The sequence below is a fragment of the Mucilaginibacter agri genome, from assembly GCF_009928685.1.
GTDB lineage: Bacteria > Bacteroidota > Bacteroidia > Sphingobacteriales > Sphingobacteriaceae > Mucilaginibacter > Mucilaginibacter agri.
Map to the genome: position 1 here is coordinate 485358 of NZ_WWEO01000041.1, position 22599 is coordinate 507956.

The window sequence follows — 22599 nt, forward strand, 5'->3', positions numbered from 1 at the left end:
GTTATGAAATTATATTTAAAAATATTTTTATAATTGAATAAATATATCTTACATTGTGTCACTCTTACACAAAGGTAGAGTATAAACCAATTAAAACTATTATGAAACCAATTAAAGTACTATGCCTGGCATTGCTGATGCCCTCGCTTCTTAGTGCCCAAAAAAAACCTGCCGCTACGCTGCCCCAGTTGGGTAAAAGCCCAGTAAAAGATGTTGTTGCCGCTATGACCGTAGAAGAAAAAGTGAAACTGATAGTAGGCATGGGCTTTAATATTGAAGGTATCCCTCCGGGTATGCTGCCACCGATTGACCCGGCTGATAATATTGCCGAGAAAGTGGTTGGCGCTGCCGGTCGTTCGCACGCTATACCTCGTTTGGGTATCCCAACACTTACATTATCCGATGGCCCTGCCGGGGTTCGTATCAACCCAATAAGACATAAAGACAGTACCCGCACATATTATGCTACCGCTTTCCCGGTGGGTACGTTACTGGCCTCATCATGGGATACTTCGCTGGTTCGCCATGTAGGTATTGCATTTGGCCACGAAGTATTGGAGTACGGTATCGATATCCTGTTAGCGCCGGGTATGAACATCCAGCGTAACCCGCTTGGCGGCCGTAACTTCGAGTACTACTCGGAAGATCCGCTGATTGCCGGTAATATGGCTGCCAGCTTTGTAAAGGGTATCCAGAGCAATGGCGTGGGTACATCAATCAAACACTTTGCAGCAAACAACGCCGAGTTTAACCGCATGAACTTGAACACCTTTGTGAGCGAACGTGCTATGCGCGAGATCTACCTGAAGGGTTTTGAGATTGCTGTTAAAAAAGCACAGCCATGGACGGTAATGTCGTCATACAACCTCATTAACGGCACTTATACTTCAGAAAGTAAAGATTTATTAACTACTGTTCTGCGTAACGAGTGGGGCTTTAAAGGCTATGTAATGACCGACTGGTTTGGCGGTAAAAATGCTGTGGCACAGGTAAATGCAGGTAACGACCAATTAATGCCGGGTACCCCGATGCAAACCAAGGCCATTATTGAAGGTGTAAAAGATGGCAAGATCACGATGGCACAATTAGATAAAAATGTGACCAATATCTTAAACATCATGCTTAAATCCCCAACGTTTAAAGGCTACAAATACTCTGACAAGCCAGACCTGAAAGCTGATGCTAAAGTTAGCCGTATGGCTGCTACCGAGGGTATGGTGTTGTTGAAAAATGAGAGCCATGCTTTGCCTTTAACCAGCAAAACTGTCGCCCTGTTCGGTAACACATCTTACGATCTGATTGCCGGTGGCACAGGTAGTGGTGATGTTAACAAGGCGTACGTGATTTCATTAAACCAGGGATTGGTAAACAGCGGCTACCGTTTAGATCCGTCGTTAGCTGATAATTATAAATCTTACATCGCTGCAGAAAAAGCTAAACGTCCAAAACCTAAAATGATGTTTCTGGCACCGGCTCCTATTGCCGAGATGCCGCTTGACGAAAACTTGCTGAAAGAAAAAGCCGAAAAAGCTGATGTGGCAGTTATTACCATTGGCCGTATTGCAGGCGAAGGTGGCGACCGTAAAGAAGCCGACGATTTTACCCTGACCGCAGCCGAGCAAACCATGATAGCGGATATTACCAAAGCTTTCCACGGTAAAGAAAAAAATGTAGTTGTGGTACTAAACATCGGCGGTGTTGTTGAAACTGCTAGCTGGCGCGATAAACCAGATGCTATCTTATTAGCATGGCACCCTGGTTTAGAGGGCGGTAACGCCATTGCCGACGTGTTAAGCGGCAAGGTTAACCCATCTGGTAAGCTAACAGCAACTTTTCCAATGGCTTACAGCGATGTGCCTAACTCTAAAACTTTCCCGGGTAAAGAATTACCGGGTGGCGAGTCTGCCAACCCACTAATGGGCCGCCCTGCCGAGGTTACTTATGATGATGGTATTTATGTAGGTTACCGCTATTTCAACACTTTCGATGTTAAACCAGCTTACGAATTTGGCTACGGTTTATCGTATACCGATTTCGGCTACAGCAAATTTAAACTGAGCAGTGCAAGCTTTAACGGCAAAATTACTGCCACTGTTTTGGTTACCAATAAAGGCAAAAGAGCAGGTAAAGAAGTTGTGCAGCTATACATTAGCGCACCAGCCAAAATGCTTAACAAGCCAGAGAGCGAGCTGAAAGGCTTTGCTAAAACCCGCTTGCTGAAACCGGGCGAAGCACAATTGTTAACCTTTAACATTAACAGCGCCGACCTGGCCTCATTTGACACCGCTACCGAAACATGGATTGCCGAAAGCGGCGATTACAAAGTAAAAATCGGTGCTTCATCAAAAGATATCAAAGAATCGGGAAAATTCAACCTGAATAAAAACATCAATGTGTTAAAAGTGCACAAGGTGCTTGCACCGGCTGCGCCGATAACCGAACTGACCCAATAATACACGCACCACACTAACTAAACTCTGAAAGCGGCCCCTTGTGGGTCGCTTTTTTTGTATGTAAAGTTCATGATCGATTAGACGGAAAAAATGCGGCGGCGATTCCCTCCCTTGGGAGGGTTTAGGGAGAGGTTTCTTGGGAAGGCAATGCCAGTGCTAATACCACCAACTTAAATAAGGGGTCGACTTTTTTGTCCTCGCAGCGATCTCTCGCAGAGGACCCTGCCTGCATTGTAAAGATGTTAATATGCAACCTAAATTTAAGTTGCATAATCAGCTGCATAATTATAATTTGCAGTCTATATCTACATCAATTAAAATCTCTCACATTTAATTTTTATGAAGAAACTCATAGCTCTCGCTTTTCTTGGTAGCCTTGCCATCTCATCATTTGGGCAGGCAACTAAAAAAATAGCCATTATCCCTCAACCGGTAGAGGTTATAGAAACCCCCGGAACATTTACCCTACCAAAAGTTGTTATTGTTGAAGGCGTTGGCAGCGGTGTTACCCCGGTAACCAATTATCTGAAAAAGAAACTGACCACCGCTACCGCAGTTACTATTGCCGAAAGAACCAGCGGCCCTGTTTATACTGTAAAGCTAGCTTTAAACACTAAAGCCGATGCGGTATTGGGCACCGAGGGCTACCATCTAACAGTATCTACCAAGAATATTTTAATTACAGCAAACCAGCCAGCCGGTTTATTTTACGGTGTGCAAACCTTGCTGCAGTTATTCCCTAAAGAAATAGAGAGCCCTACCGTTGTTAAGAAAACCTGGACACTTCCATGTGCTAAAATAACCGACTACCCACGCTTCGCATGGAGGGGTTTGATGTTTGACGTTGCCCGCCACTTTTTTACCAAAGAAGAGGTTAAGCAATACATTGATAACATGGTGCGCTATAAATTTAACTTGTTGCACCTGCATTTGGCAGATGACGAAGGCTGGAGAATTGAGATAAAAAGCTTGCCGAAGCTAACAGAAGTTGGCGCATACAACGTTAAAAAAGTAGGCTATTTCGGGACCTTCTCTGCCCCAACAGCCGACGAGCCAAGAAATTACGGAGGTTTCTATACTCAGGATGATATTCGCGAGTTGGTTAAATATGCAAAAGATCGTTTTGTTGATATTATGCCAGAAATTGATGTTCCCGGTCATAGCTTAGCCGCTGTTTCTGCCTACCCGGAATTATCTTGCACGCCTGGTGCCGAGAACTACCACGTACGTTCGGGTGAAGTAATTATGGATTGGAGCGTTCGCCCACCGAAAGCTTTGGTTGATAACACCCTTTGCCCTGCCAACGGAAAAGTTTATGAATTTTTAGATAAGGTATTAACAGAAATTGCTCCATTGTTTCCGTTCCAATACATCCACATGGGTGGCGACGAATGCCCTAAAAATTTCTGGGAACAAAGTCAGGCTGTAAAAGACCTGATGGCGAAAGAAAATCTGAAGAACATGGAAGAGGTGCAAAGCTACTTCGAGAAACGTTTGGAAAAGATAGTAGAATCTAAAGGCAAGAAATTTATGGGTTGGGATGAGATTTTGGAAGGTGGACTTGCCCCTGGCGCAGCTGTAATGAGCTGGCGCGGAATGGAAGGTGGCATTGCTGCTGCCAAGGCTAAACACGAGGTGGTGATGAGCCCTACCACTTTCGCCTACCTGGATTACATGAACGGCGATGTGGCTATAGAGCCACGTGTTTACGCAACGCTTCGTCTATCTAAAACCTACGCGTTTGAACCCGTGCCAGACAGCGTAGATGCACAATACATTAAAGGTGGGCAAGCTAACCTTTGGACCGAACAAGTTTACAATATGCGCCATGCCGAGTACATGACCTGGCCGCGTGGTTTTGCCATATCTGAAACGCTATGGTCGCCGAAGGCAAAGAAAAACTGGGACAACTTTGTAACTCGTGTAGAAACACAGTTCGACCGTTTTAAAGTAGCCGATATTAAATATGCACCAAGTGTATACGATCCTATCATCACCGCAAGCCAAACCGCAGATCAGCAAGTGCAGGTGTTTTTAAGCACCGAGATGAAAGGCCTGGATATTTATTACACATTCGATAACTCCTTTCCGGATAATCATTACCCGAAATACACTACCCCGGTTGTAATACCGAAAGATGCATTTCAGCTAAAAATGATCACCTATCGCGGTAACGAGCCAATCGGCAGATTGATCACTATCCCGGTTACGGATTTGAATAAGAGAGCTGGTAAGAAATAAGCATTACAGCTTTAAAGAAAGTCTCACCCTTATCGGTGGGACTTTTTTGTTTTTATCCTTAACCCCATTATTAGCCGCTATTCGTCATGCTGAACTTGTTTCAGCACCCCACTCGCTAAGTATAAAATGCATAATCCATTTTCATTCTTTGTCGCCTCTGCAGGAGACCCTACAAAGACTAAAACAGTAACGAAGCACAGCGGCTAACGTTCATTAAGAGCACAGCATTTAAGAAGAATCTTACGCCATCTCCACAACCTCACCTCGTTTATCCAACAAATTCTCAATTTTGGTAATGAGTTGTTGCATGTCAAACGGTTTAGTCATAAAGTCGTCGGCACCGGCATCGTGGGCAGAGGTACCTACGTCGTTACTGGCAGAGATCATTAGTACAGGGATATGACGGGTTTTATCGCTGGCTTTTAGTTCGCGGCATATATCGCGGCCATCCACACCCGACATCCAGATGTCCAGTAAAAAAAGGTCGGGAAGTTGTTCGTCTGATAGCTTAAGGGTATCGCGTCCGTCGTAAGTTGTTCTTACGTCGTAGTCATAAAAATTGAGCATCATTTCAACGGCGTCCACAATCCCCGGATCGTCGTCGGCTATTAATATCTTCTTAAGCATGTTATTTACAGGTGAAGCAAACTTATAAAAATTGTTAAGTTAAAGAAGAAATATTTTCAACTTAACCAATAGTAAATTAACCTGATATACAATGCATTAATATTGTGTATTTGGAACACAATGGCATTTTACATTTGCTTAATAGGCAAAGCGAAGCAAAAGGTAGATCCTTGTCCCGGCACGGAGTTCACCCATATACGGCCGCCCTCGCGCTTAACAATTTCGGAGGATATATATAATCCCAAACCCAGGCCCGGAAATGTATGCTGCTTGTCGCCGCTTACACGGTAAAATTGCTCAAAAACTTTGTCCTTTTTATCATGGCTGATGCCGATACCAAAATCTTCCACACATACGGATACTTCGCCATCGACCACCTTGGCTTTAACGATAATTTTATCTGCATCGGGCGAATATTTGATAGCGTTGGTAACTAGGTTGGTAAGCACTTGGCCTATGCGGTCTTTATCGGCATATACGCTGCCTATGGGTTGCAGTTCGGGTATAATCTGGTGGCGCTCGGTGGTGCGCTGCAGGTCTTCGACAAGCTCCAGCAACAGTTGGTTAAAATCAAACCAGGTATCGTTAAACTGCAACCTGCCCGACTGAATTTTGGTTACGTCTAATAAGTCGCCTATCAAGCTGGTAAGGCGGTCTATCTGATTGTTCATTTTTACCAGCATGGCGGCTTTACGCTCGTCGCCGCTCTTTAGAAACATGGCTTCGAGTACCTGGGCGTAGGCTTTAATGCTGGTAACTGGCGTTTTAAGCTCGTGGCTGGCTATGCCAATAAACTCATCTTTTTGATTCTGCAGTTGCTTTTGCTCGGTAATATCTACACAAGCACCGATGTAACCTGAAAATTTTCCGGCTTCGTTATATTGAGGGTTGCCTGTGCAAACTATCCAACGCAGGGTACCATCGGTATGTTTGATCCGGAATTGGCTTTCGTGAAACTTGCGGTCTTTAAAATCGCCTAAAAACTTGTCGATAGCCTGTTGTACATCTTCTTCCAATACGGTGCTCAGCCAGCCTTCGCCCATGTGGCTTTCCAATGGATGGCCGGTCCAGTCTATCCAGATCTGGTTTACATAAGTGATCATAGCATTCGCATCCGACATCCACAAAGCCGTTGGCGAGGCAGTAGTAATCCCCCTGAATAATTGCTCCCGGTCTGCAAGTGCTTTACGGGCGGCAATATCGGGGCGTAAGTCTCTAAATAACGAAGCCCTACCCAGCGGCTTGCCGGTAACGGGTTCGCGCAGTAAAAGGGTTATGCCCTGGCCGGGTATTGCTTCGCCGGTAACAAAATGTTTATAGGTTACCTGGCCCTCCCATCGGCCGTCTCTTAACAATATAGGGTTTATTTCTTCGCGAAGTTTTTCCAGCTCGGAAGGTAAAACATAGTCCGAATTATGTCTTTTGGCAGCTTCGAGGTTTTCGAGCCCCATCAACTCTATACCTGTTTTGTTTACATAGGTAACATGGCCTTCGCTGCTGGATAGGCTAATAAAATCGCTGCTGTTTTCTATTAGCCACAGCAGACGTTGCTGTTCTTCGCGGGCTTCTACCTCGGCAGTAACATCCTGGCATATGCCCATCAGCACAACGGGAATGCCTTCGGGATCAAATATGTATGAGCCCAGTGTCCTTATCCAATGTACAGAGCCGTCCAGCCAAGTAAAACGGATCTCGTAATGGAGTTTGCCTGTTTCCATGGCAATCTCGAAGGCTTGTTTTCGTTTATTCAGGTCATCGGGATGAATTAGGTCGATCATGTCGTCATGGCTCAACTCCGCCTCATCCTGGCCGGTTAGAATTTTAATAAACGTAGGCGAATAAATCGTCTCATCAGTAATAATATCGAGGAAAAAGGTTCCGGCACCAGCCGCTTCAATAGCCAGCGAGGTTAACTGCTCGGCCGATTTTGCCTTTTCGTCTGCAGCAATTTGTTCGGTAATATCCTGAGCGATGCCCGAAAAGCGGATAGGGTTGTTTTCGATATCGAAATAAGCCTTGCCCTGGCAATGCAGCCAGCGTAAGCGGTTATCATCGGCGCCAATGGTCCTGAACTTTACATCATAACTGCCCCCCGACTCGGGCCTTAGTGCTGCGGCCACCGCTTTATCTACCTTTAGCCTGTCGACAGGGTGCATGTACTTTAATACTTCTTTGTACGGAACGATATCATCTTTGCTGAAACCGTAAAGCTCCTTGCAACGATCATCCCACCAAACAGTATTATTCAGAATGTCCAGGTCCCAGTTGCCAATGCCGGCGGCGGCAAGTGTAAAGCTTCTGCGTTCGTCGGCTTCGGTGGCCTGGCGTTTGGCTAAAACAAGTTCGGTAAGGTCTTTGGCGGTATTTAGGATGCCCCATACCTCGCCATTTGCATTTTTAAGTGGCGTGTAAGCAAAATCAAAATAAAAGGTTTGAACTTTACCGTCGCGCAAAAAGTCTACCCGTTGTGTTTTTGCTTCGTAGGCAATGCCGGTAGTAAATACCTGGTCGAGCAGTTCGTTAAAACCCTGGCCATCAACCTCTGGTAAAGCTTCGCGAAAGGTTTTGCCAACAACGGATTCTGTTTTGCCCCAGGCTTCGTGAATAGCTTTATTAGCCACGCGGATTCGCATTTCTGGCCCAACATATAAGCCGATTGGATCGGGGGCGCCTTCTATAAGCGCGCGGAGTATATCAATCTCATCGGGATTAATGTCGCTGGCAAAATTCATACTGGGGGCTGTTTAACACAAGTATTTGGGTTTAAAGATACATTATAACATTTTTGTTTTAAAATGCTACAAGATAGCGGCGGGTTTTGCTACCACTTCCAATACATCGCCAACGCTAATGTTGCCTGTGCCTTTATGCAACAGGTTTTGGCCGAAGTAGATCTTGTTGTTCTGCGCCCGGTATTTGGCCAGCACCTTCAAGGGTTCGGGGTGTTTGGCTGCGCTTTGCTGATCGATGGTGATCATCACACATCGTGCGCAGCGTTTTACGCCGTAAAAATCTATATCACCTATGCGAATGTGCGGCATTACATCTTCCTCAAAAGGTTCGCCACCGCTGAAAACGATATTGGGCCGGAAACGGTCCATCCTGATCGGGCTCTGCAGGCGGGTATTCAATTCATCCAATGATGCCTGGCCGATAAGCAAAAAAGGATAAGCATCAGCAAAGGAGGTGATCTGCTGTTCGTGCGCGTACCTTGGGTCAACCTCCCGACGCGATACGTCGGCCATGTAAACCAGCCGGGCATTCATGCCCAGCACATTGGTAAACCATTTGTCTATATCAGGGCAAACCAATGTGCCTGTACAGGTATCATCCCAAACAGTTACGGGAATGTCGGTGTTCGTTTGCGGTATAAAAGGGATACCTATAGACGAGCCATCTTTTAAGTAAGTAACGCGCAGACCGGCGGCTTCTATACTTACGCTCAGCAAAGCCATTTGTGCAAACTCACGCTGCGACAGAAAACGGTTATTATCGTCGATCAACATCCAACGGCGGTCGTATTTCAAACCGCGGTCGGTGACCTCGGCAGTATCTAAAGCAAGGCCGCCTAGGGATTTAATGGGGTAAATAAACAGCTGGCTTACAGTTAACATTGCAGCGCTAAAATAGCGATAATATGGGTGATGCGGAAGAAGAACGATGGCTTTTGGATGTTGTTGAATTGGAGGCGACTGTGATTACTTGCCGAGAATGTTCCGACGCTTGTTTGGACGAAGCAAGATGGGCCGGCTTCTACGCGCGACACTTCGAGTACCTCAGTGTGACAGCCCCTTTTTATACCCTCCTAAACAAAAAAAGAGTCCAATAATTATGGACTCTTTTTATTTTCATCATAGGTAGGATATATATAGATCAGGCAGCTTTTTTAGCTCCCTGGTTGTTGCCGTTTTTGTGTTGGGCTGTACGATATGCTTTCAAATCAGCCTGTAACATTTTTTTCAATTGAATATCGATTGATCTTAAAAGTAGGTCGGTGTTGTTAATGGTTTTCATATCGGTTGTGTTAATGTTTTTTTCTTAGTTAGTTGTGTTAGGTTTAATACGATAATTATGCCAAACGTGCCAAAGCTTTTCCTTGAAGGCAAAAAAGGCTTTTTTTAAATTGAGCCTTGTTTAAAACTGTATTTTAAAAAATACAATAAGGAGAAACAGATGACTAAAAAATCAAATTTTCATGACTTTTAAGTTATTTTGTGTGATTGGACATAGAAGATGCTTTTGCGATATGAAATAAAAAAGGCCGGTTAAAATCTCAACCGGCCTGAATAATTAAATTCTAACGGATTTGCTAGTCCTGGGTAATGGGCTCGTGGTGCGCATGGCAAGCCTCGGCGCATTGGCGGCAGGCTTCGGCACATTGCTGGCAATGATCCATATTGTGCTTGCCGCATTCTTGGGCACAAAGCCGACAGATCTCTTCGCACAAAACCAGGTATTGGTGTGCTATAACCGAGTCGCGCTGTAGAAGACGAGCTCCCTGGCTGCAAATGTCGGCGCAGTCGCGGTCGAGTTTAATACAGCCAGCCATCATGTTAACATCCTGTTCGCCCAGGCATGCGGTTGCGCAATGCTCGCAGGCCAGTACGCAGTTTAAAAGTGTTTGTATTAATTGCTGGTGATTATGATTTTTTGACATAACGTTTTGTGTTTGTTTACCTTATAGTAATACCCATACTCCGCGCTATGTTTTAAGTAAATAGAATTAGCTACCAATTTTTAAGTTTCTTAATGTAGGCTGTTAGCTCGGCTGCCATCTCCCGGTGTTCGGCCATATCTGGGTGCGTGCCACAGCCATGGAAATATCTTTTGCTAAAAAAGTAATGGCTTACTTTGGCATCGCCCGCTTTGTTTACATAATTGTTTATGGCTGTTATGTATTTCTTTAGCACCGGGCTCAGTGTTTCATCGGCCATTGGGCTGCTCAGGCAAACAATGTTAGCCTTGGGGTATTGCTTGCGGATATCGCCAATAAATTTAACGTAGGCGCTGCAATAATCTGTAGAGTCTTGTACGCCATCATTCTGCCCCAAGCAAACGGTAACTACGTCGGGTTTGTAAAGGCCAAAGTTCCATTTGCCCGAGTCGGCCCGCATATCAACCTTATCAAAAACCTGTGGCATAGTAACACCCATACTGCAGCAACTATGAATAAGGCCAATGCCCGAAACCGAGCTCAGCACATATTGGGCATTAAGTGCACGTGCAGTTACGGCACCGTAGCTCATAAAGGCATTATGCTGATCATACCATTGGCCCGAATCGCATTTAATTGCAGACTGATCCATGCTGCTGCCACAGGTTATAGAGTCGCCAATGTATTCTATTTTACGGGCGGGTTTTGCAGGCAGTGTTAGCAATTCGACACACCGGATACCGGCAAATTCTACATAGCCAATGCCCGATTCGGTATTCTTGCAAATGGTTATCGTGTGTTCACCGCCGGATAGATGCTCAGCCGCTTTAATTACATTTACTTTGCCGGTAATTTGCAGGCGGTAAGGTTTATTATTGTCTATTGCTATTTCTATATAGTTGTGCAGTTTGCCGTATCGTACTTCATCGTTCAGGATCACTTCGCACGAAGAGCCCTTAAATTTAGCCAGAATATATACCGCCGGCGACCAGAACCGTGGTTTCAGCGGATCGGCAAAATCAATGCGGCCGGTGTATTGTATTTTGGGATTGTTGGCCGCAAAAAGAGTGAGCTTGGCAGGATTATGTTTGGCTTGCGAAAAGTAAACTGTAAGGCAAAACAGTAGGCAGAGGTAATACTTCATCGTGATACAAAATTGGACTCCTAAATATATTAACATTTAAACAGGCTTTTGGCACCATGAAAAAATTGAATAAGAGTTTACGGGATGAGTATTAGTTTAGTTTGTGTTGGCAAAGCTGACCAATCAGTATTTATCATTTATTTGTCCGCGCAGGGTCTCTCGCAGAGGACCCTGCCTTGATATAGCAGATCAACCTAAGTGCTCAGGGTACTCTACGAGAGACCTTGCGAAAACAGAAATACGTGTTCGTGAGATTTTCGCTTTCGCAGGATTCAATTCCCTCCCTTGGGAGGGGTGCGATGGAAATGCGTAGTGGCGGGGAGGGGTTTCGTCGCAATTCAAGCGCAGAAACCCCTCCCTACAGCATCCCAAGGGACGGAATTATTTGAAATAAAAAAGGGATGAAAGCCTTGCGCCCTCATCCCCTTTGTCAAAACACTATAGAACTATTTAGCTTCTTTATTATTGATTGTCGTCGCTAACATCTGTTACACGGTAAACTTTCTGACCATATTGGTCGCGTTCTTCGTGGTAATAGATACCGGCAGGATCAACATAATATCTTTCGTCGCCAATTTTTACTTTTCTGCAATCAGGTGGCAAGGCTTGTAAAACATCGCCCGGTTTTGGCAAATTGCTAGGGCCTTGTTGCATTTGCTGATCTTGCGGATAAGCATTCGGGTCGTCTTCGTAATTGCTGCCTGCGCCTGTGCTTAACTGACCGTCTTTACCGGTAACCTGGTAAGCGGTTGTGCCATCGTCGCGGGTTATTGGCAGGTAATACACACCGTTAGCTTCGTAGTATTGCTGGCCGTCTATCACGATAGATTGTGCGTTTGACGGAAGGCTGTTAACCTCGGCACCTATAGGTGGTTCAACAATGGTATATTGGTTGTCGTTTTGTTGGTAAAAGTAACCACCACTATAGAAATACTGATCGGCACCGTAATAGAATGGGTAATAACCGTAAGGCAATACACCTATGCTAAAACCGATACGTGGGCCATAATAACGGCCGTAGAAGCCTCCGTAGTTATAATAGCCGCCTCTGAACGGACCGCGATAATAGCCCGGGCGACCGTAGCCATAACCTGGCCTGTAATAACCTGGGCGGCCTCCGTAGCCCGGACGGTTGTATCCGTAACCTGGTCTGCCTGGCCCGTATCCCGGACGGCCGGGGGTATAACCCGGACGACCGCCGTTGTAGTGACCGTAGCCATAGTTGCCTCTTGGTGCAATACCCGCATTTGGATGGCCGTTATAAGAGCCACCTATGCCATTGTTGGCACGCGGGGCTGAGTAATTGCCACCCGGACGGCTTCCGCCTGAAAAACCATTACTTGGGCGACCTCCGCCTGAGAAACCGCCGCTAGGACGGCCTCCGCCTGAAAAGCCACCACCACTTGGGCGACTGCCTCCAGAGAAGCCACCGCCACCGCCGCCATGGAAGCCACCGCCTCCACCACCGCCGCTGCCGCGAGAACCACCGCCCCCGCCACCACCGTGGCCGCCTCCGCCACGTTGGGCATCAGCATTTGTTGCTACAAACAGGGTTAGTAGGCCTGTTATAAACGTTAGTGAAAAAAATTGATATATGCGTTTCATAATTTAACCTTCATCCCAGCGCTTTATCGCTGTTGGTATTAGTATGACGAAGGGCGCGTTAAAAAGTTTAATCAACCTTTAAAAATTTGTTAAGGCTACATTAAAATGACTTTACAGATTATTTACCCTGTAAACCCTCACGTAATCTACCTGCATAGTGGCCGGCAATACGCTATCATCAACGCCTTGTGCCCCACCCCAATCGCCGCCGTAGGCCAGGTTAAGCATCAGGTGAAAGCGTTTATCAAAAGGCCAAGCCGCGCTGCCGGTGCCTTCATTTTTAAAGGTGAATACCAAAGTATCATCGATATAGCCCGTAATAGCTGTGGGAGTCCAGTCTACCCGGTATACGTGGAAATCTGTTAACGCGGTAGGCACTTTCATTTCCGCACTTTTTTGAGTGCCTATGGTATGGTTGTACGCATCTGTATGTACGGTTATATGAATGTTGGTAGGGTCGTAGCCAACATGTTCCATAATATCAATCTCGCCCGACTTTGGCCAACCGCCGTAAACATAATCTGTAGGTAACATCCAGATGGCAGGCCATGTGCCTTTTCCCGCAGGGAGTTTAGCACGCACTTCGAACCTGCCGTAAGTGAAGTTGCCCGTAGTCCCTTTTGAAAATAAGCGGGCGGAAGTGTAATTATTATTGCCGAATTTTTCTTTACGTAAGTTAATATTAAGATTGCCATTGCTAATGTCGGCATTGCTTGCATTGGTGTAGTATTCGAGTTCATGATTACCCCAGCCGTCGCCACCAATATCGTAGCCCCATTTGGAGGTATCGGGCTTGGCGCCGCTGTTAAACTCATCGGCCCAATACGGGGTAGATTCAAAAGTGTATACTTTGTCGGCTGGAGTGGTTTTGGTGGTGGTATCTGGCACTGGTGCACTGCCTTTGCTTCCGCATGATAACATGGCAAGCCCCAGTAAAGCTAAGGTTACTCTCGAAGAAGTCATATATATAGAAATAATTGGTTGTTTTACAAACCCAATATACAGGTTATAGTAATTGTTAGATAGTGAAAGACAAAAAAGCGCTGATTTTGTTGATGAAAGCTGCTGTATAGTTAAAATCTATCGCTCAGTTCATTTGTTATAGAGGTGTTTAAATTGATGGATAAATTAGAGCTGTTTGTATCAATCTGTTAACATTGGAAAGGGTTCTGCTTTACTCTTGAGGGGATGCATAAGCCTTGCTAATTGCGGTGCTTTTATGAGGTATTTATTTGCGTGGATCGAGCACCTAAAAATTCATCAATTTAAGCATGAATGCCTGAACTTGCCAATTAAAAAAGGACTTTTAAGTCATCAAAAGTGGTGCACGGGAAGATTCTTAACGAAAAAGGTGTTTTTGCAACGTATTTAATATTAGTTATTTAAGTTAAATCTTTTTGCAAAAGGACTTTTAAGTAGGAACACAGTGGTGCATGTGGAACTTTGCACCATGCACCACTACGCGCTTCCGTTTTTAAATGGTTTCTGCAATGAATAAGTAAGGCTCATTGAAGGTAAGCGTGACAAAACCATCAGCTGTAGTTTCGAAAGATTGATCGTCTAAAGGTATAAGTCCGGTATAGGAAAAGCTTGGGGACTGGCTAATTAGGCGAATTTTATCGCCTGCCGGTTTCCACTTACTAAAGCCGGATTTAATGGGGAAGATTTTCTCGTTGTTGTGGTAAACCACTAAATCTATCTGGCTGGCATAAGGCAGGTACTTATCGGCGTCGAACTGATCGGTGATAATGTTTACCGCCCTGTAACCCTGATCTATTAATTGAAAAAAGGCTGTTTGGAGGTACTGCTCATTTTCAACCGGAATTAGTTTTACATCAGATTGAAGGTCGTTGATATGTTGGTTGGCAATCAGCCAGTCGATCTTGATCTGGTTGTTGTGAAGCTGTTCGGCGGTTTCGGGAATGGCAATAAGCGTCGGGCTCCACTCCAGTAACTGGCCAAGCAGTTCGAACGAAAACTCGCTTAAATTAAGTACCAATAAAGCCGGTTCTTGCTTTTCCCTAACAATGTGATGTGACGACATGAAATTTATTTAACCAGTTTGGTAAAGCTAATTGTATTTTTGCACACCTGTTTACTATGGCCACAAAAAACTCGTCTAACTTCGCCTTACTTGTGCATACCTGCGACAGGTACCGCTTTTTATATCAGGGCTTTTCGGCCTTCTTTAATAAATACTGGGATTTTAAAATTCCATGTAATTATTATTTCGCCACCGAAAATTTAGAGGTAACTATTGATGGGTTTAAGAATGTCCGCTCCGGTTCGGGCGAGTGGAGTAACCGCCTGGCCCACTTGTTGCGGCATGAGATCACTGAAAAATATGTGATTTATTTTCAGGAAGATATGTGGTTGAATAAACCGGTTGATCCTGAGTTTTTCAGCGAATTATTTACCCTGATTGAAAAGAAAGAGTGGAAACAAGTAAAGCTAACCAGCTCAGATGTTTATAAGACAGAGCCGGCCGGATACGGAATTGAAGGGTTCACTATCGCTAAATTGGATAACGAGGCGTCTGGCTACTTGATGTCGCATCAGGTTACGATTTGGGACCGGGAATTCTTGCTAAATCAACTCCCCCCAAATGAACACCCCTGGCGCAACGAGCGCAAAGGCACACAGCGCCTCAAAAAATTAAACCCCGAGATATATCAGGTTGATTACTTTGCCGAAAACGGACACGGGGAAATCAACGTTAATCCGAATCCAACGTTGCGAAGCGGTTACCAAACGGTATCTCAAAACAGCGCGTTAAATGAGAGGGTGTTGCCTTATATTGAAGAGTTAAAAAACGATTGCGAGCAAGTTGATTACGCGATAGAATTAGAAAACCATTACAATAATCTACTAACCCACGATGGTAAACCCAAGCCCCGTAAGGAAGACATTTTTAAAAAGATTAAAAATTGGTTGAAAGGGAAATGATTAATAAACTGCTCTGTAGAAAGCCTTAACAGCTTCGCCAGGATCGGGTGCCAGATTAATTGCTGACGATACCGCAATGCCATGTATGCCGGTGTTTAATAAAAGTTCTACGTCTGGCAAACGGATACCGCCCACTGCAATTACAGGTAGTAAATCTATCCGCAGTTCTTCCAGCTCTCTATAGCCTTTAAAACCCAGCAACGGGCGATCATGCGTTCGGGTTGTTGTACTGGCGAAAGGGCCGTAGCCACAATAGTCTACTATACCTGCGGCTTGTAGTGTTAATATTTCTTCGGTTGTGTAAGCTGATGCACCCATGGTTTTCTCGTCCGTAATCTGTTGACGTATTGCTTCAAAATTGGCGTTAACATCTTCTATGTGTACACCCTGTGCATCAACCCGGTCTAAGAGGTGGTAATGATTGGTTAAGATCAGCGTAGCGCCCCAATCATCGCAAATGGCAGCTATCTGGTGGATTTCTTCTACCAGGTCTTCGTCCGACTTCGTTAAACATCTGTATTGGATCCAGTTGGCACCGTTCTCGCAGGCTATCTGCACTTGTTCAACGTGCGAGCGTTCGGGCAGGTCTTGGGTGAGGTAATGGAAACGGGAAATATATTTTTTCATGAGCGCAGGTTAATAGTAATAGTCATAAAAGCAATTGGGCGAAGTAAACTGTTTTACTTCGCCCAATCAAACTTATTTAACTCAATAAACAAGTCAGCTCATACTTATCTCTTAATCAACTCGCTGATCGGATTACCAATACAGCCGTCGGGCCTTTGCAGGTGTAAAAGGGCTGCAAGCGTGGCCGAAATGTCGGTCATATGCGTTTCACGGTTTAATGCGCCATGCTGAACACCCCAGCCCATAAATACCAGCGGAATATGTGTATCGTAGGCTGTCCAGGTGCCATGGGTTGTGCCGGTGGCGTTAGGGCTGCCTGCATAATAACCCGGCTTTAATATCACCTGTATTGCGCCGCTAAATTCTTTACTGTAACCGTTAATAATGCGGGTTTTGATCCAGTCGGGCAGATTGGCCTGATTTACGTTGGCCATATCTACTGCAAATAAAACGGTTGACTGTTTGTTCAACCAATCGATACAATCAGCCTTAATAGCGTCGATGCTCAATTTTTTATTCGCAATCAATACATTGTTAAAGTTGATCATGTAGTTATTGGCATCGAGTACCAAACCTTTTGCATCATACTTTTTCTCTAACAAGGTGTTCAGGTCGCGGGCCATGATACCTGGGTTTACATAACCTGCAGGTACGTTGCGGTCTTGTAAAAATTTAGGGTTATGTGCTGCGCCGTGATCAGCCGTTAAAAATACTGTGTAGTTACCCTTGCCAATCTTGGCATCCAGATAGCTGAAAAACGCTGCCAGGTCTTTATCTAAGCGTAGGTAAGTATCTTCCGTCTCGATAGCATTCGGGCCAAACTGGTGCCCAACATAATCTGTTGACGACAAGCTCAGGGCAAGAAAATCGGTCACGGTATTCTGTCCTAATTTCTCAGCCTCAATAGCCTTCTCAGCAAAATCAATGCTTAGGCTGATGCCAAAAGGCGAGCTACGGATGGCGCCGTTACCACTGTTTTCCTTCTTGCTGATCACTGAAAGATCGTGCGGGAATACCGGAGCAGTTTCGCCGCGATACTTACCCTCATAAGGTGAATTATCTGTAGTGCTTTGTACGTAGGTGTCAATCGGATACAACGTATTCCATTTCTGGCCTAAATAGCTTTGTAATTTACCGCTACTGTTAAAGGTTTTTACCCAGGCAGGCAAATCGGTCATGTAATAAGTACTGCTGATAAAGTTGCCGCTGGCATCGTCAAACCAATAAGCGGCATTTGCTGTGTGACCTGCTGGTAAAATAGCGCCGCGATCTTTCAATGAAATACCGATAACCTTCGAGCGGAAGTTAGTGCCTAAACGCAGTTCATCAGTAATGGTGGTAACCTGTAAGTTACGGGGAGACATTTGTCCGGCAGGAGAAATACTCCCTACGCTTTGAACGGTAGAATCGCCTGCACAATATAAATGGCGGCCTGTTGCCTGCTCAATAAAATCGTTAGCAGCAATCCCGTGTATAGCGGGCACCGAACCGGTGTATATACAGCTATGGCCAGGGCCGGTTTCTGTAGGTAGATAATCTATCTGGGTGTTTTCGCAGGTGAAGCCTTCGTTAAGCATGCGCTTTAAGCCGCCTGCCTGATAACGATCGTAGTAACGATACAGGTAATCCCAGCGCATCTGATCTATCACTATACCCACAACCAGTTTGGGGCGGGCAATGCCGTTAGAAGTCGCCGCCGCCGGAGCAACAGTTGCTTTTTTACGTGTTTGCGCAGAAGCCGAGGTGCCGGCTACTACTAAAATACCAAGTATAAAATGTTTGATGTTCATCGATAGGGGCGTTTATTTTGTCGCAAATATCACGATTGTAAATAAAAACGCGTGTGATATTTTTGTTATGAATGGATAAACAATATGATAACTATTCGGCGAACGTCAATAACGAATGCTGGCTTGCCGTGTGCAGATCGCGCCAAACCTGGTTAATTTCTTTATCGGGCGATGCCGCAACCAGGCCGCAGTAGGGATAAAGTTTATCTACACTTTCACGGGCTGCAATAGCCAGTTGCCTGCTGGTATGGCTTACCGATTGCAGCTCTTCGGGCGACTCGAACCCTGCGTCAAAGTTTCGCCATGAAGTGTCTAGGGTCTCGTAAAACTCATTGCGAAGGTTTTGAAGATTGGTTTTTACTTCTTTCAGATCGTACATTAGTGTAACCCGGTTGGCTGTAGTAAGCTTGGGTAGTTTCGCCCGCTCTTCGAATATCGGCCCGCACAGGTCAACAAAATGCAGCGCCATACCTGATAGGTTTGCAGCCAGTGTACCCTCCGCCAGTTGACGGAAAGGATAGTTGTATAACGTAGAGTCAATCGCCTTGGCATCGGCATCAATCTTAAAGCACCGGTTGGCGTTAACCTCTAAATTATTTATCTCGAAGGCATGGCTGCCTGTGCCCATCATACCTACGTATTTCCAGGCTGGTATCAGCGTGGCGTATTGGCTATCGATAACAAAAGGAAGAATTAGCGGAGTACCCTCGGCGTTTAAAACTGTTTCTTCACCCTGTTTAATAACGCAATTTGCCGTAAACTGGGTTGCATGTTTTACGCCGCTGGCATATTTCCAACTGCCGTTAATAATGTAAGTACCATGGTCGGTTTGGGTTGCCGTTCCTGTAGATGCGCCACTACCCGCCAAACAAACTTTAGGGTCAGCAAAAATGTGCGCGGCTATTTCGGTATTAATAAATCCACCAAACCATCCCGCACCGGCACAAAGCGTAACCACCCAACCCAGGCTGCCGTCGGCCCAGCTGAGGGCTTCTTCCATGCGGATCAGTTCAGGCAGTAGCATTTCCAGTCCACCGTATATTTTGGGTACGAGTAACTTAAACCAGTTTTGCTGATAGATTAAATCGAGTTGACCGGCTTGTAAAAGTCCTTCCTGCTCTGCGGTCAAGGCTTCCCGACGGATCACCTCAACCCACTTTGGTTTCAGCAATACCGATGGATGTTCTATATCATTCATAGGTTAATGGACTAATGTTTGGAGCTGCTGCTTACGGTAAACCTTCTGCCAGTCGAAAAAGCCAAAAATGGCTATCACGAACAAAAAGAGAGTTAACAGGGCAAACAGCGGCAAATGTTTGTAAAATAAAAGCGGAATGGCGAAAAGGTTACTTACGTTAAGTATAACCCAGTTCTCTATCCGCCGGCGGGCCAGCAGCCAGGTGCCTGCCCATGCAGATGAGGTTACCCAGGCATCCATAATTGGCACGGTTGATGGCGTAAAAGTGATGAGGATCCAATAAATGGCTATCCCGCCGCCAAAGGCAATGAGCAATGTCATCAGCCACTCCTGTTTACTGGCATAGGCAACTTGCAAAGGCGGCTCGTTTTTGCGGCGGCTCCAGATAATCCAGCCGTAGACACTTACTATTACATAATAAAAGCTTAATCCGGCATCGGCAAATAAACCTGCTTTAATAAACAGGATGATACTGATGGCAGAACCGCCTATACCCGCTGGGTAAAGCAAAATGTTATTTTTTCGCGCCAGCAAAACCTCGGCGACGCCCAATATAACGGCAAGCCACTCTATTAAAGTGGTTTGCCGAATTTGTTCTGCCAGCAACTCAAGCCATTGATGCATGGGTTAGAATTTTAAGTTAAGCGATGCCAAAAAGTTTCGCGGAGCCTGTGGATAGTAATAATTGTAGTTAACAACCTGCCCACCCTCAATATCCGGATAGGTTGCGCCATTGGCCTCGTATTTGGTGCTGAATATATTGTTAACCAACAAGGTTACCCCGAGGTTCTTAACAGATTTGATGCTGAAATTGTAGTTGAGCCTAATATTGTTTACGAAGTACGATTTCAGGTAACGGTTAACAGCATACTCGTTTTCGCCAGCAGAAGGCACTCCTGCCGGGTTTGTGTTCGAAGTATTATCCAAATATTGCTTGCTTACGTATTTGCTAATCAGGGCAATCTCACCGTTTTTAATCGGGCGGAAACTGATCTCGCTATTGCCGACAACGTTTGGCGAAAAGGCGATGTCTGTCTTCTTGTAATCGGTTTCTACATAAGCCTCGGTGTCGTAGTTATACAGAAACTGTTTAAAGTTTTTAACCTTATTGCTGCTGAAGGCAAGATTTGCCGCCCAGCTTAATTGTTGGGTAATACGCAAACGACCATCGAGTTCTACACCCTCACGGTAGCTATCTTTTATGTTAGTACGGATGGCTGCGCCAACATCATTTAACGATCCGGTTAACACCAGCTGATTTTTGTACAGCATGTAAAAGGCGTTGATGCCTCCGGTAAATATACCTTGGTTGGTGCGGTACCCTAATTCAAAATCTTTCAGGTTTTCAGATTTCGGGCGACTGTCTGGCGTAGAGTTGGTATAGTCGTCGCGGTTAGGCTCGTGGTTACCTACAGCAAAGGATGCGTACACGTTGTTATGATCGTTCAACTCATAAGTAATACCAGCTTTGGGATTGAAAAAGTTAAGTTGAACTGCTTGCTGAACATTGTTCAGGTTTCTGTCGAAGCCGAGGAACGAGTAATTAATATGTCGGTATTGCAAATCGCCGTAGAGCAAAAACTTTCCTGCCTGCAATTCTGCACGGGCAAACGTGTTAAAGTCTTTCTTTTTAGCATCATCGCGCGAGTACTCATAATCCGGACTTGCGGTTGTACTCAACTGCGTCCACTCGATGTTGTTGTAGTGCGCACCTTTGTACTCGTTATAAGCCCCGCCTAAAATAATGTTAAGCGGATTAATAGGCTGATATTTGAAGTTGTAGGTTAAACCGTAAAACTCGTTATTAAGCCACAAGCGCCTAACTAAATCTGTTTCGTCGATACTAACACCGCCTGTCACAACCGGTGTTAAGCCATAGTCAGCTACTGCTGCGTTGTTCTTGTATTCTTCGTAATAACCATAACCTTTGGTATAGTGTAATGCGCCGCTGAAAGACAGCTTGCTGCCCAATTGCTGATCGTACAATAACTGATAATGGTTTTGGGTATAATTGTCGGTCTGATTTTTATAATAAGTGCCGCTTGAGTTAATGTAGCCCAACTCGTTATAAGTACGATTGCCTTTGGCGATGCTATCAGCCGGAACGCCGTCCCAGGCCTGGTAAGTTTGCTCCTGTCCCGAAAATACATTCACCCGCACAATACTGTTTTTACCATAGTATGCCCCACTCAAAAAGTATGATTTCAGTTTAGAGAAGGCCCTATCGATATAACCATCAGAGTTTATGCGCGATAGCCTTCCATCAAAACTAAAATGCCCGCCTAATAAACCCGTACCTAATTGTACGGTGTTTTTAACCGTTCCGTAAGAACCGGCCGAATTGTTTAGTTCCAAATAAGCCGAATCGCGACGGGTGGTGGTTTGGATATTAATACTGGCACCAAATGCACCGGCTCCATTGGTTGATGTACCCACGCCACGTTGTACCTGTATGTTATCTACTGACGAAGCGAAGTCGGGCAGGTCTACAAAGTAGCTACCCTGACTTTCGGAGTCGTTTAACGGAATACCATTAACCGTTACGTTGATGCGTGTGCCATCGGACCCGCGGATACGGATACCCGTATAACCCACGCCTGCACCGGCATCTGACGTGGTGACCGCCGAAGGTGTGCCACCTAAAAGCATCGGCAGATCTTGCCCCAGGTTATTTTTCTGAATGTCTTTGCGTTTTAGGTTAGTAAAGGCCGTGGGCGACTTGCTGCTTGCCCTTGTGGCGCTTACGTTAACATCTTCGGTAATAATTGCGCCGCTTGTTAGTTTAATATCGCTTGTAAGGTTGGCCGATAAATTGATCTCCTGATTTACGGAGGTATAGCCGATAAAACTTACGTGAAGAATATAGCTGCCCTTTTTAAGGCCGCCAAGTTGGTAATGCCCTGTGGCATCGGCAATAATGGTTTGTGCTTTAGAAATGCTTACGGTTGCACCCGGAAGTGTGTTGCCGGTTTGGCTATCGATAACAGTGCCTGATAGCGTGAATTGCGCCGACGCCCAAAATGGCAGCAGCAAGGCGATTGTCGCCAGAAATAAATTTTTCAAAATGTGATACTAATAACATGAGTTAAACCATCTGCCCATAAGGGAGTAAACGGGCAGTACACTTAACTTTTTACCTCATCCCTACGCCGGCATTACCCGGATCAGGTGCAGGAGGAAGTTCTTAATTGCTGGTTCATGGTTCATAGCCGGAAACGACTCGGAACTCAAAACTCAGTACTTAAAACTTCTCTCCATGGGTATGATCTCAGCCTGTCTTTCAGTTTGGTAAACAATCTGCAGTTTGTTTGCAA

17 protein-coding genes are annotated in these 22599 nt (G+C 45.3%); 3 read left to right on the forward strand and 14 right to left on the reverse strand.

Annotated features, from left to right (window positions below):
• The first annotated feature begins 101 nt into the window (after positions 1-101).
• Positions 102-2453: a glycoside hydrolase family 3 C-terminal domain-containing protein gene (locus GSY63_RS09490; protein ID WP_166585546.1), complete on the forward strand. Its 2352-nt coding sequence runs from the start codon at positions 102-104 to the stop codon at positions 2451-2453.
• Positions 2454-2792: 339 nt separating this feature from the next.
• The gene (locus tag GSY63_RS09495; protein WP_166585547.1) at positions 2793-4694 is read left to right on the forward strand and encodes a beta-N-acetylhexosaminidase; all 1902 of its coding nucleotides are present in this window, start codon (positions 2793-2795) and stop codon (positions 4692-4694) included.
• A gap of 240 nt (positions 4695-4934) precedes the next feature.
• On the opposite strand, the gene GSY63_RS09500 is transcribed toward GSY63_RS09495, so the two are convergent.
• From GSY63_RS09500 to GSY63_RS09540, 9 genes are all read right to left on the reverse strand, one after another.
• Entirely contained in the window at positions 4935-5321 is a 387-nt protein-coding gene (locus tag GSY63_RS09500; protein WP_166585548.1) for a response regulator, read from the reverse strand.
• A 128-nt stretch (positions 5322-5449) separates the two neighbouring features.
• Positions 5450-8053, reverse strand: a complete 2604-nt coding sequence (locus tag GSY63_RS09505; protein ID WP_166585549.1) for a PAS domain S-box protein — start codon at positions 8051-8053, stop codon at positions 5450-5452.
• A gap of 66 nt (positions 8054-8119) precedes the next feature.
• Complete coding sequence (locus GSY63_RS09510) at positions 8120-8935, reverse strand: MOSC domain-containing protein (RefSeq protein ID WP_166585550.1); 816 nt, start codon at positions 8933-8935, stop codon at positions 8120-8122.
• Between the two features lie 259 nt (positions 8936-9194).
• The gene (locus GSY63_RS09515; RefSeq protein ID WP_166585551.1) at positions 9195-9335 is read right to left on the reverse strand and encodes a hypothetical protein; all 141 of its coding nucleotides are present in this window, start codon (positions 9333-9335) and stop codon (positions 9195-9197) included.
• A gap of 295 nt (positions 9336-9630) precedes the next feature.
• Positions 9631-9978 (reverse strand): four-helix bundle copper-binding protein, encoded by a 348-nt coding sequence (locus GSY63_RS09520; RefSeq protein WP_166585552.1) that lies wholly within the window; start codon positions 9976-9978, stop codon positions 9631-9633.
• Positions 9979-10048: 70 nt separating this feature from the next.
• On the reverse strand, positions 10049-11119 hold the full coding sequence (locus GSY63_RS09525; RefSeq protein ID WP_166585553.1) for an SGNH/GDSL hydrolase family protein: 1071 nt from the start codon (positions 11117-11119) through the stop codon (positions 10049-10051).
• Between the two features lie 462 nt (positions 11120-11581).
• Positions 11582-12724, reverse strand: coding sequence for a DUF6515 family protein (locus tag GSY63_RS24680; RefSeq protein ID WP_208094503.1), 1143 nt, complete (start codon positions 12722-12724; stop codon positions 11582-11584).
• Positions 12725-12835: 111 nt separating this feature from the next.
• Positions 12836-13687, reverse strand: a complete 852-nt coding sequence (locus GSY63_RS09535) for a glycoside hydrolase family 16 protein (protein ID WP_166585554.1) — start codon at positions 13685-13687, stop codon at positions 12836-12838.
• A 511-nt stretch (positions 13688-14198) separates the two neighbouring features.
• Entirely contained in the window at positions 14199-14768 is a 570-nt protein-coding gene (locus tag GSY63_RS09540; RefSeq protein WP_166585555.1) for a thiamine diphosphokinase, read from the reverse strand.
• 56 nt (positions 14769-14824) lie between these two features.
• On the opposite strand from GSY63_RS09540, the gene GSY63_RS09545 reads away from it, so the two are divergent.
• Positions 14825-15670: a hypothetical protein gene (locus GSY63_RS09545; RefSeq protein WP_166585556.1), complete on the forward strand. Its 846-nt coding sequence runs from the start codon at positions 14825-14827 to the stop codon at positions 15668-15670.
• Here GSY63_RS09545 and GSY63_RS09550 read toward each other — a convergent pair whose 3' ends face one another.
• The 5 genes from GSY63_RS09550 to GSY63_RS09570 all read right to left on the reverse strand — a co-directional run bounded on the left by GSY63_RS09550 (position 15671) and on the right by GSY63_RS09570 (position 22348).
• On the reverse strand, positions 15671-16297 hold the full coding sequence (locus tag GSY63_RS09550; RefSeq protein WP_166585557.1) for a thiamine phosphate synthase: 627 nt from the start codon (positions 16295-16297) through the stop codon (positions 15671-15673).
• A 104-nt stretch (positions 16298-16401) separates the two neighbouring features.
• Positions 16402-18087 carry an alkaline phosphatase PafA gene (gene pafA, locus GSY63_RS09555; RefSeq protein WP_166585558.1) on the reverse strand — a complete coding sequence of 562 codons (1686 nt, stop codon included), beginning with the start codon at positions 18085-18087 and terminating at the stop codon, positions 16402-16404.
• Between the two features lie 91 nt (positions 18088-18178).
• Entirely contained in the window at positions 18179-19285 is a 1107-nt protein-coding gene (locus GSY63_RS09560; protein ID WP_166585559.1) for an acyl-CoA dehydrogenase family protein, read from the reverse strand.
• 3 nt (positions 19286-19288) lie between these two features.
• Positions 19289-19909, reverse strand: coding sequence for a nicotinamide riboside transporter PnuC (pnuC, locus tag GSY63_RS09565; RefSeq protein ID WP_166585560.1), 621 nt, complete (start codon positions 19907-19909; stop codon positions 19289-19291).
• A 3-nt stretch (positions 19910-19912) separates the two neighbouring features.
• Positions 19913-22348, reverse strand: coding sequence for a TonB-dependent receptor (locus tag GSY63_RS09570; RefSeq protein WP_243749193.1), 2436 nt, complete (start codon positions 22346-22348; stop codon positions 19913-19915).
• Between the last annotated feature and the right edge of the window lie 251 nt (positions 22349-22599).

Coding starts and splice junctions, on each gene's coding strand:
- GSY63_RS09490 (WP_166585546.1), top strand. CDS start 102: ATGAAACCAATTAAAGTACTATGCCTGGCATTGCTGATGCCCTCGCTT.
- GSY63_RS09495 (WP_166585547.1), top strand. CDS start 2,793: ATGAAGAAACTCATAGCTCTCGCTTTTCTTGGTAGCCTTGCCATCTCA.
- GSY63_RS09500 (WP_166585548.1), bottom strand. CDS start 5,321: ATGCTTAAGAAGATATTAATAGCCGACGACGATCCGGGGATTGTGGAC.
- GSY63_RS09505 (WP_166585549.1), bottom strand. CDS start 8,053: ATGAATTTTGCCAGCGACATTAATCCCGATGAGATTGATATACTCCGC.
- GSY63_RS09510 (WP_166585550.1), bottom strand. CDS start 8,935: ATGTTAACTGTAAGCCAGCTGTTTATTTACCCCATTAAATCCCTAGGC.
- GSY63_RS09515 (WP_166585551.1), bottom strand. CDS start 9,335: ATGAAAACCATTAACAACACCGACCTACTTTTAAGATCAATCGATATT.
- GSY63_RS09520 (WP_166585552.1), bottom strand. CDS start 9,978: ATGTCAAAAAATCATAATCACCAGCAATTAATACAAACACTTTTAAAC.
- GSY63_RS09525 (WP_166585553.1), bottom strand. CDS start 11,119: ATGAAGTATTACCTCTGCCTACTGTTTTGCCTTACAGTTTACTTTTCG.
- GSY63_RS24680 (WP_208094503.1), bottom strand. CDS start 12,724: ATGAAACGCATATATCAATTTTTTTCACTAACGTTTATAACAGGCCTA.
- GSY63_RS09535 (WP_166585554.1), bottom strand. CDS start 13,687: ATGACTTCTTCGAGAGTAACCTTAGCTTTACTGGGGCTTGCCATGTTA.
- GSY63_RS09540 (WP_166585555.1), bottom strand. CDS start 14,768: ATGTCGTCACATCACATTGTTAGGGAAAAGCAAGAACCGGCTTTATTG.
- GSY63_RS09545 (WP_166585556.1), top strand. CDS start 14,825: ATGGCCACAAAAAACTCGTCTAACTTCGCCTTACTTGTGCATACCTGC.
- GSY63_RS09550 (WP_166585557.1), bottom strand. CDS start 16,297: ATGAAAAAATATATTTCCCGTTTCCATTACCTCACCCAAGACCTGCCC.
- pafA (WP_166585558.1), bottom strand. CDS start 18,087: ATGAACATCAAACATTTTATACTTGGTATTTTAGTAGTAGCCGGCACC.
- GSY63_RS09560 (WP_166585559.1), bottom strand. CDS start 19,285: ATGAATGATATAGAACATCCATCGGTATTGCTGAAACCAAAGTGGGTT.
- pnuC (WP_166585560.1), bottom strand. CDS start 19,909: ATGCATCAATGGCTTGAGTTGCTGGCAGAACAAATTCGGCAAACCACT.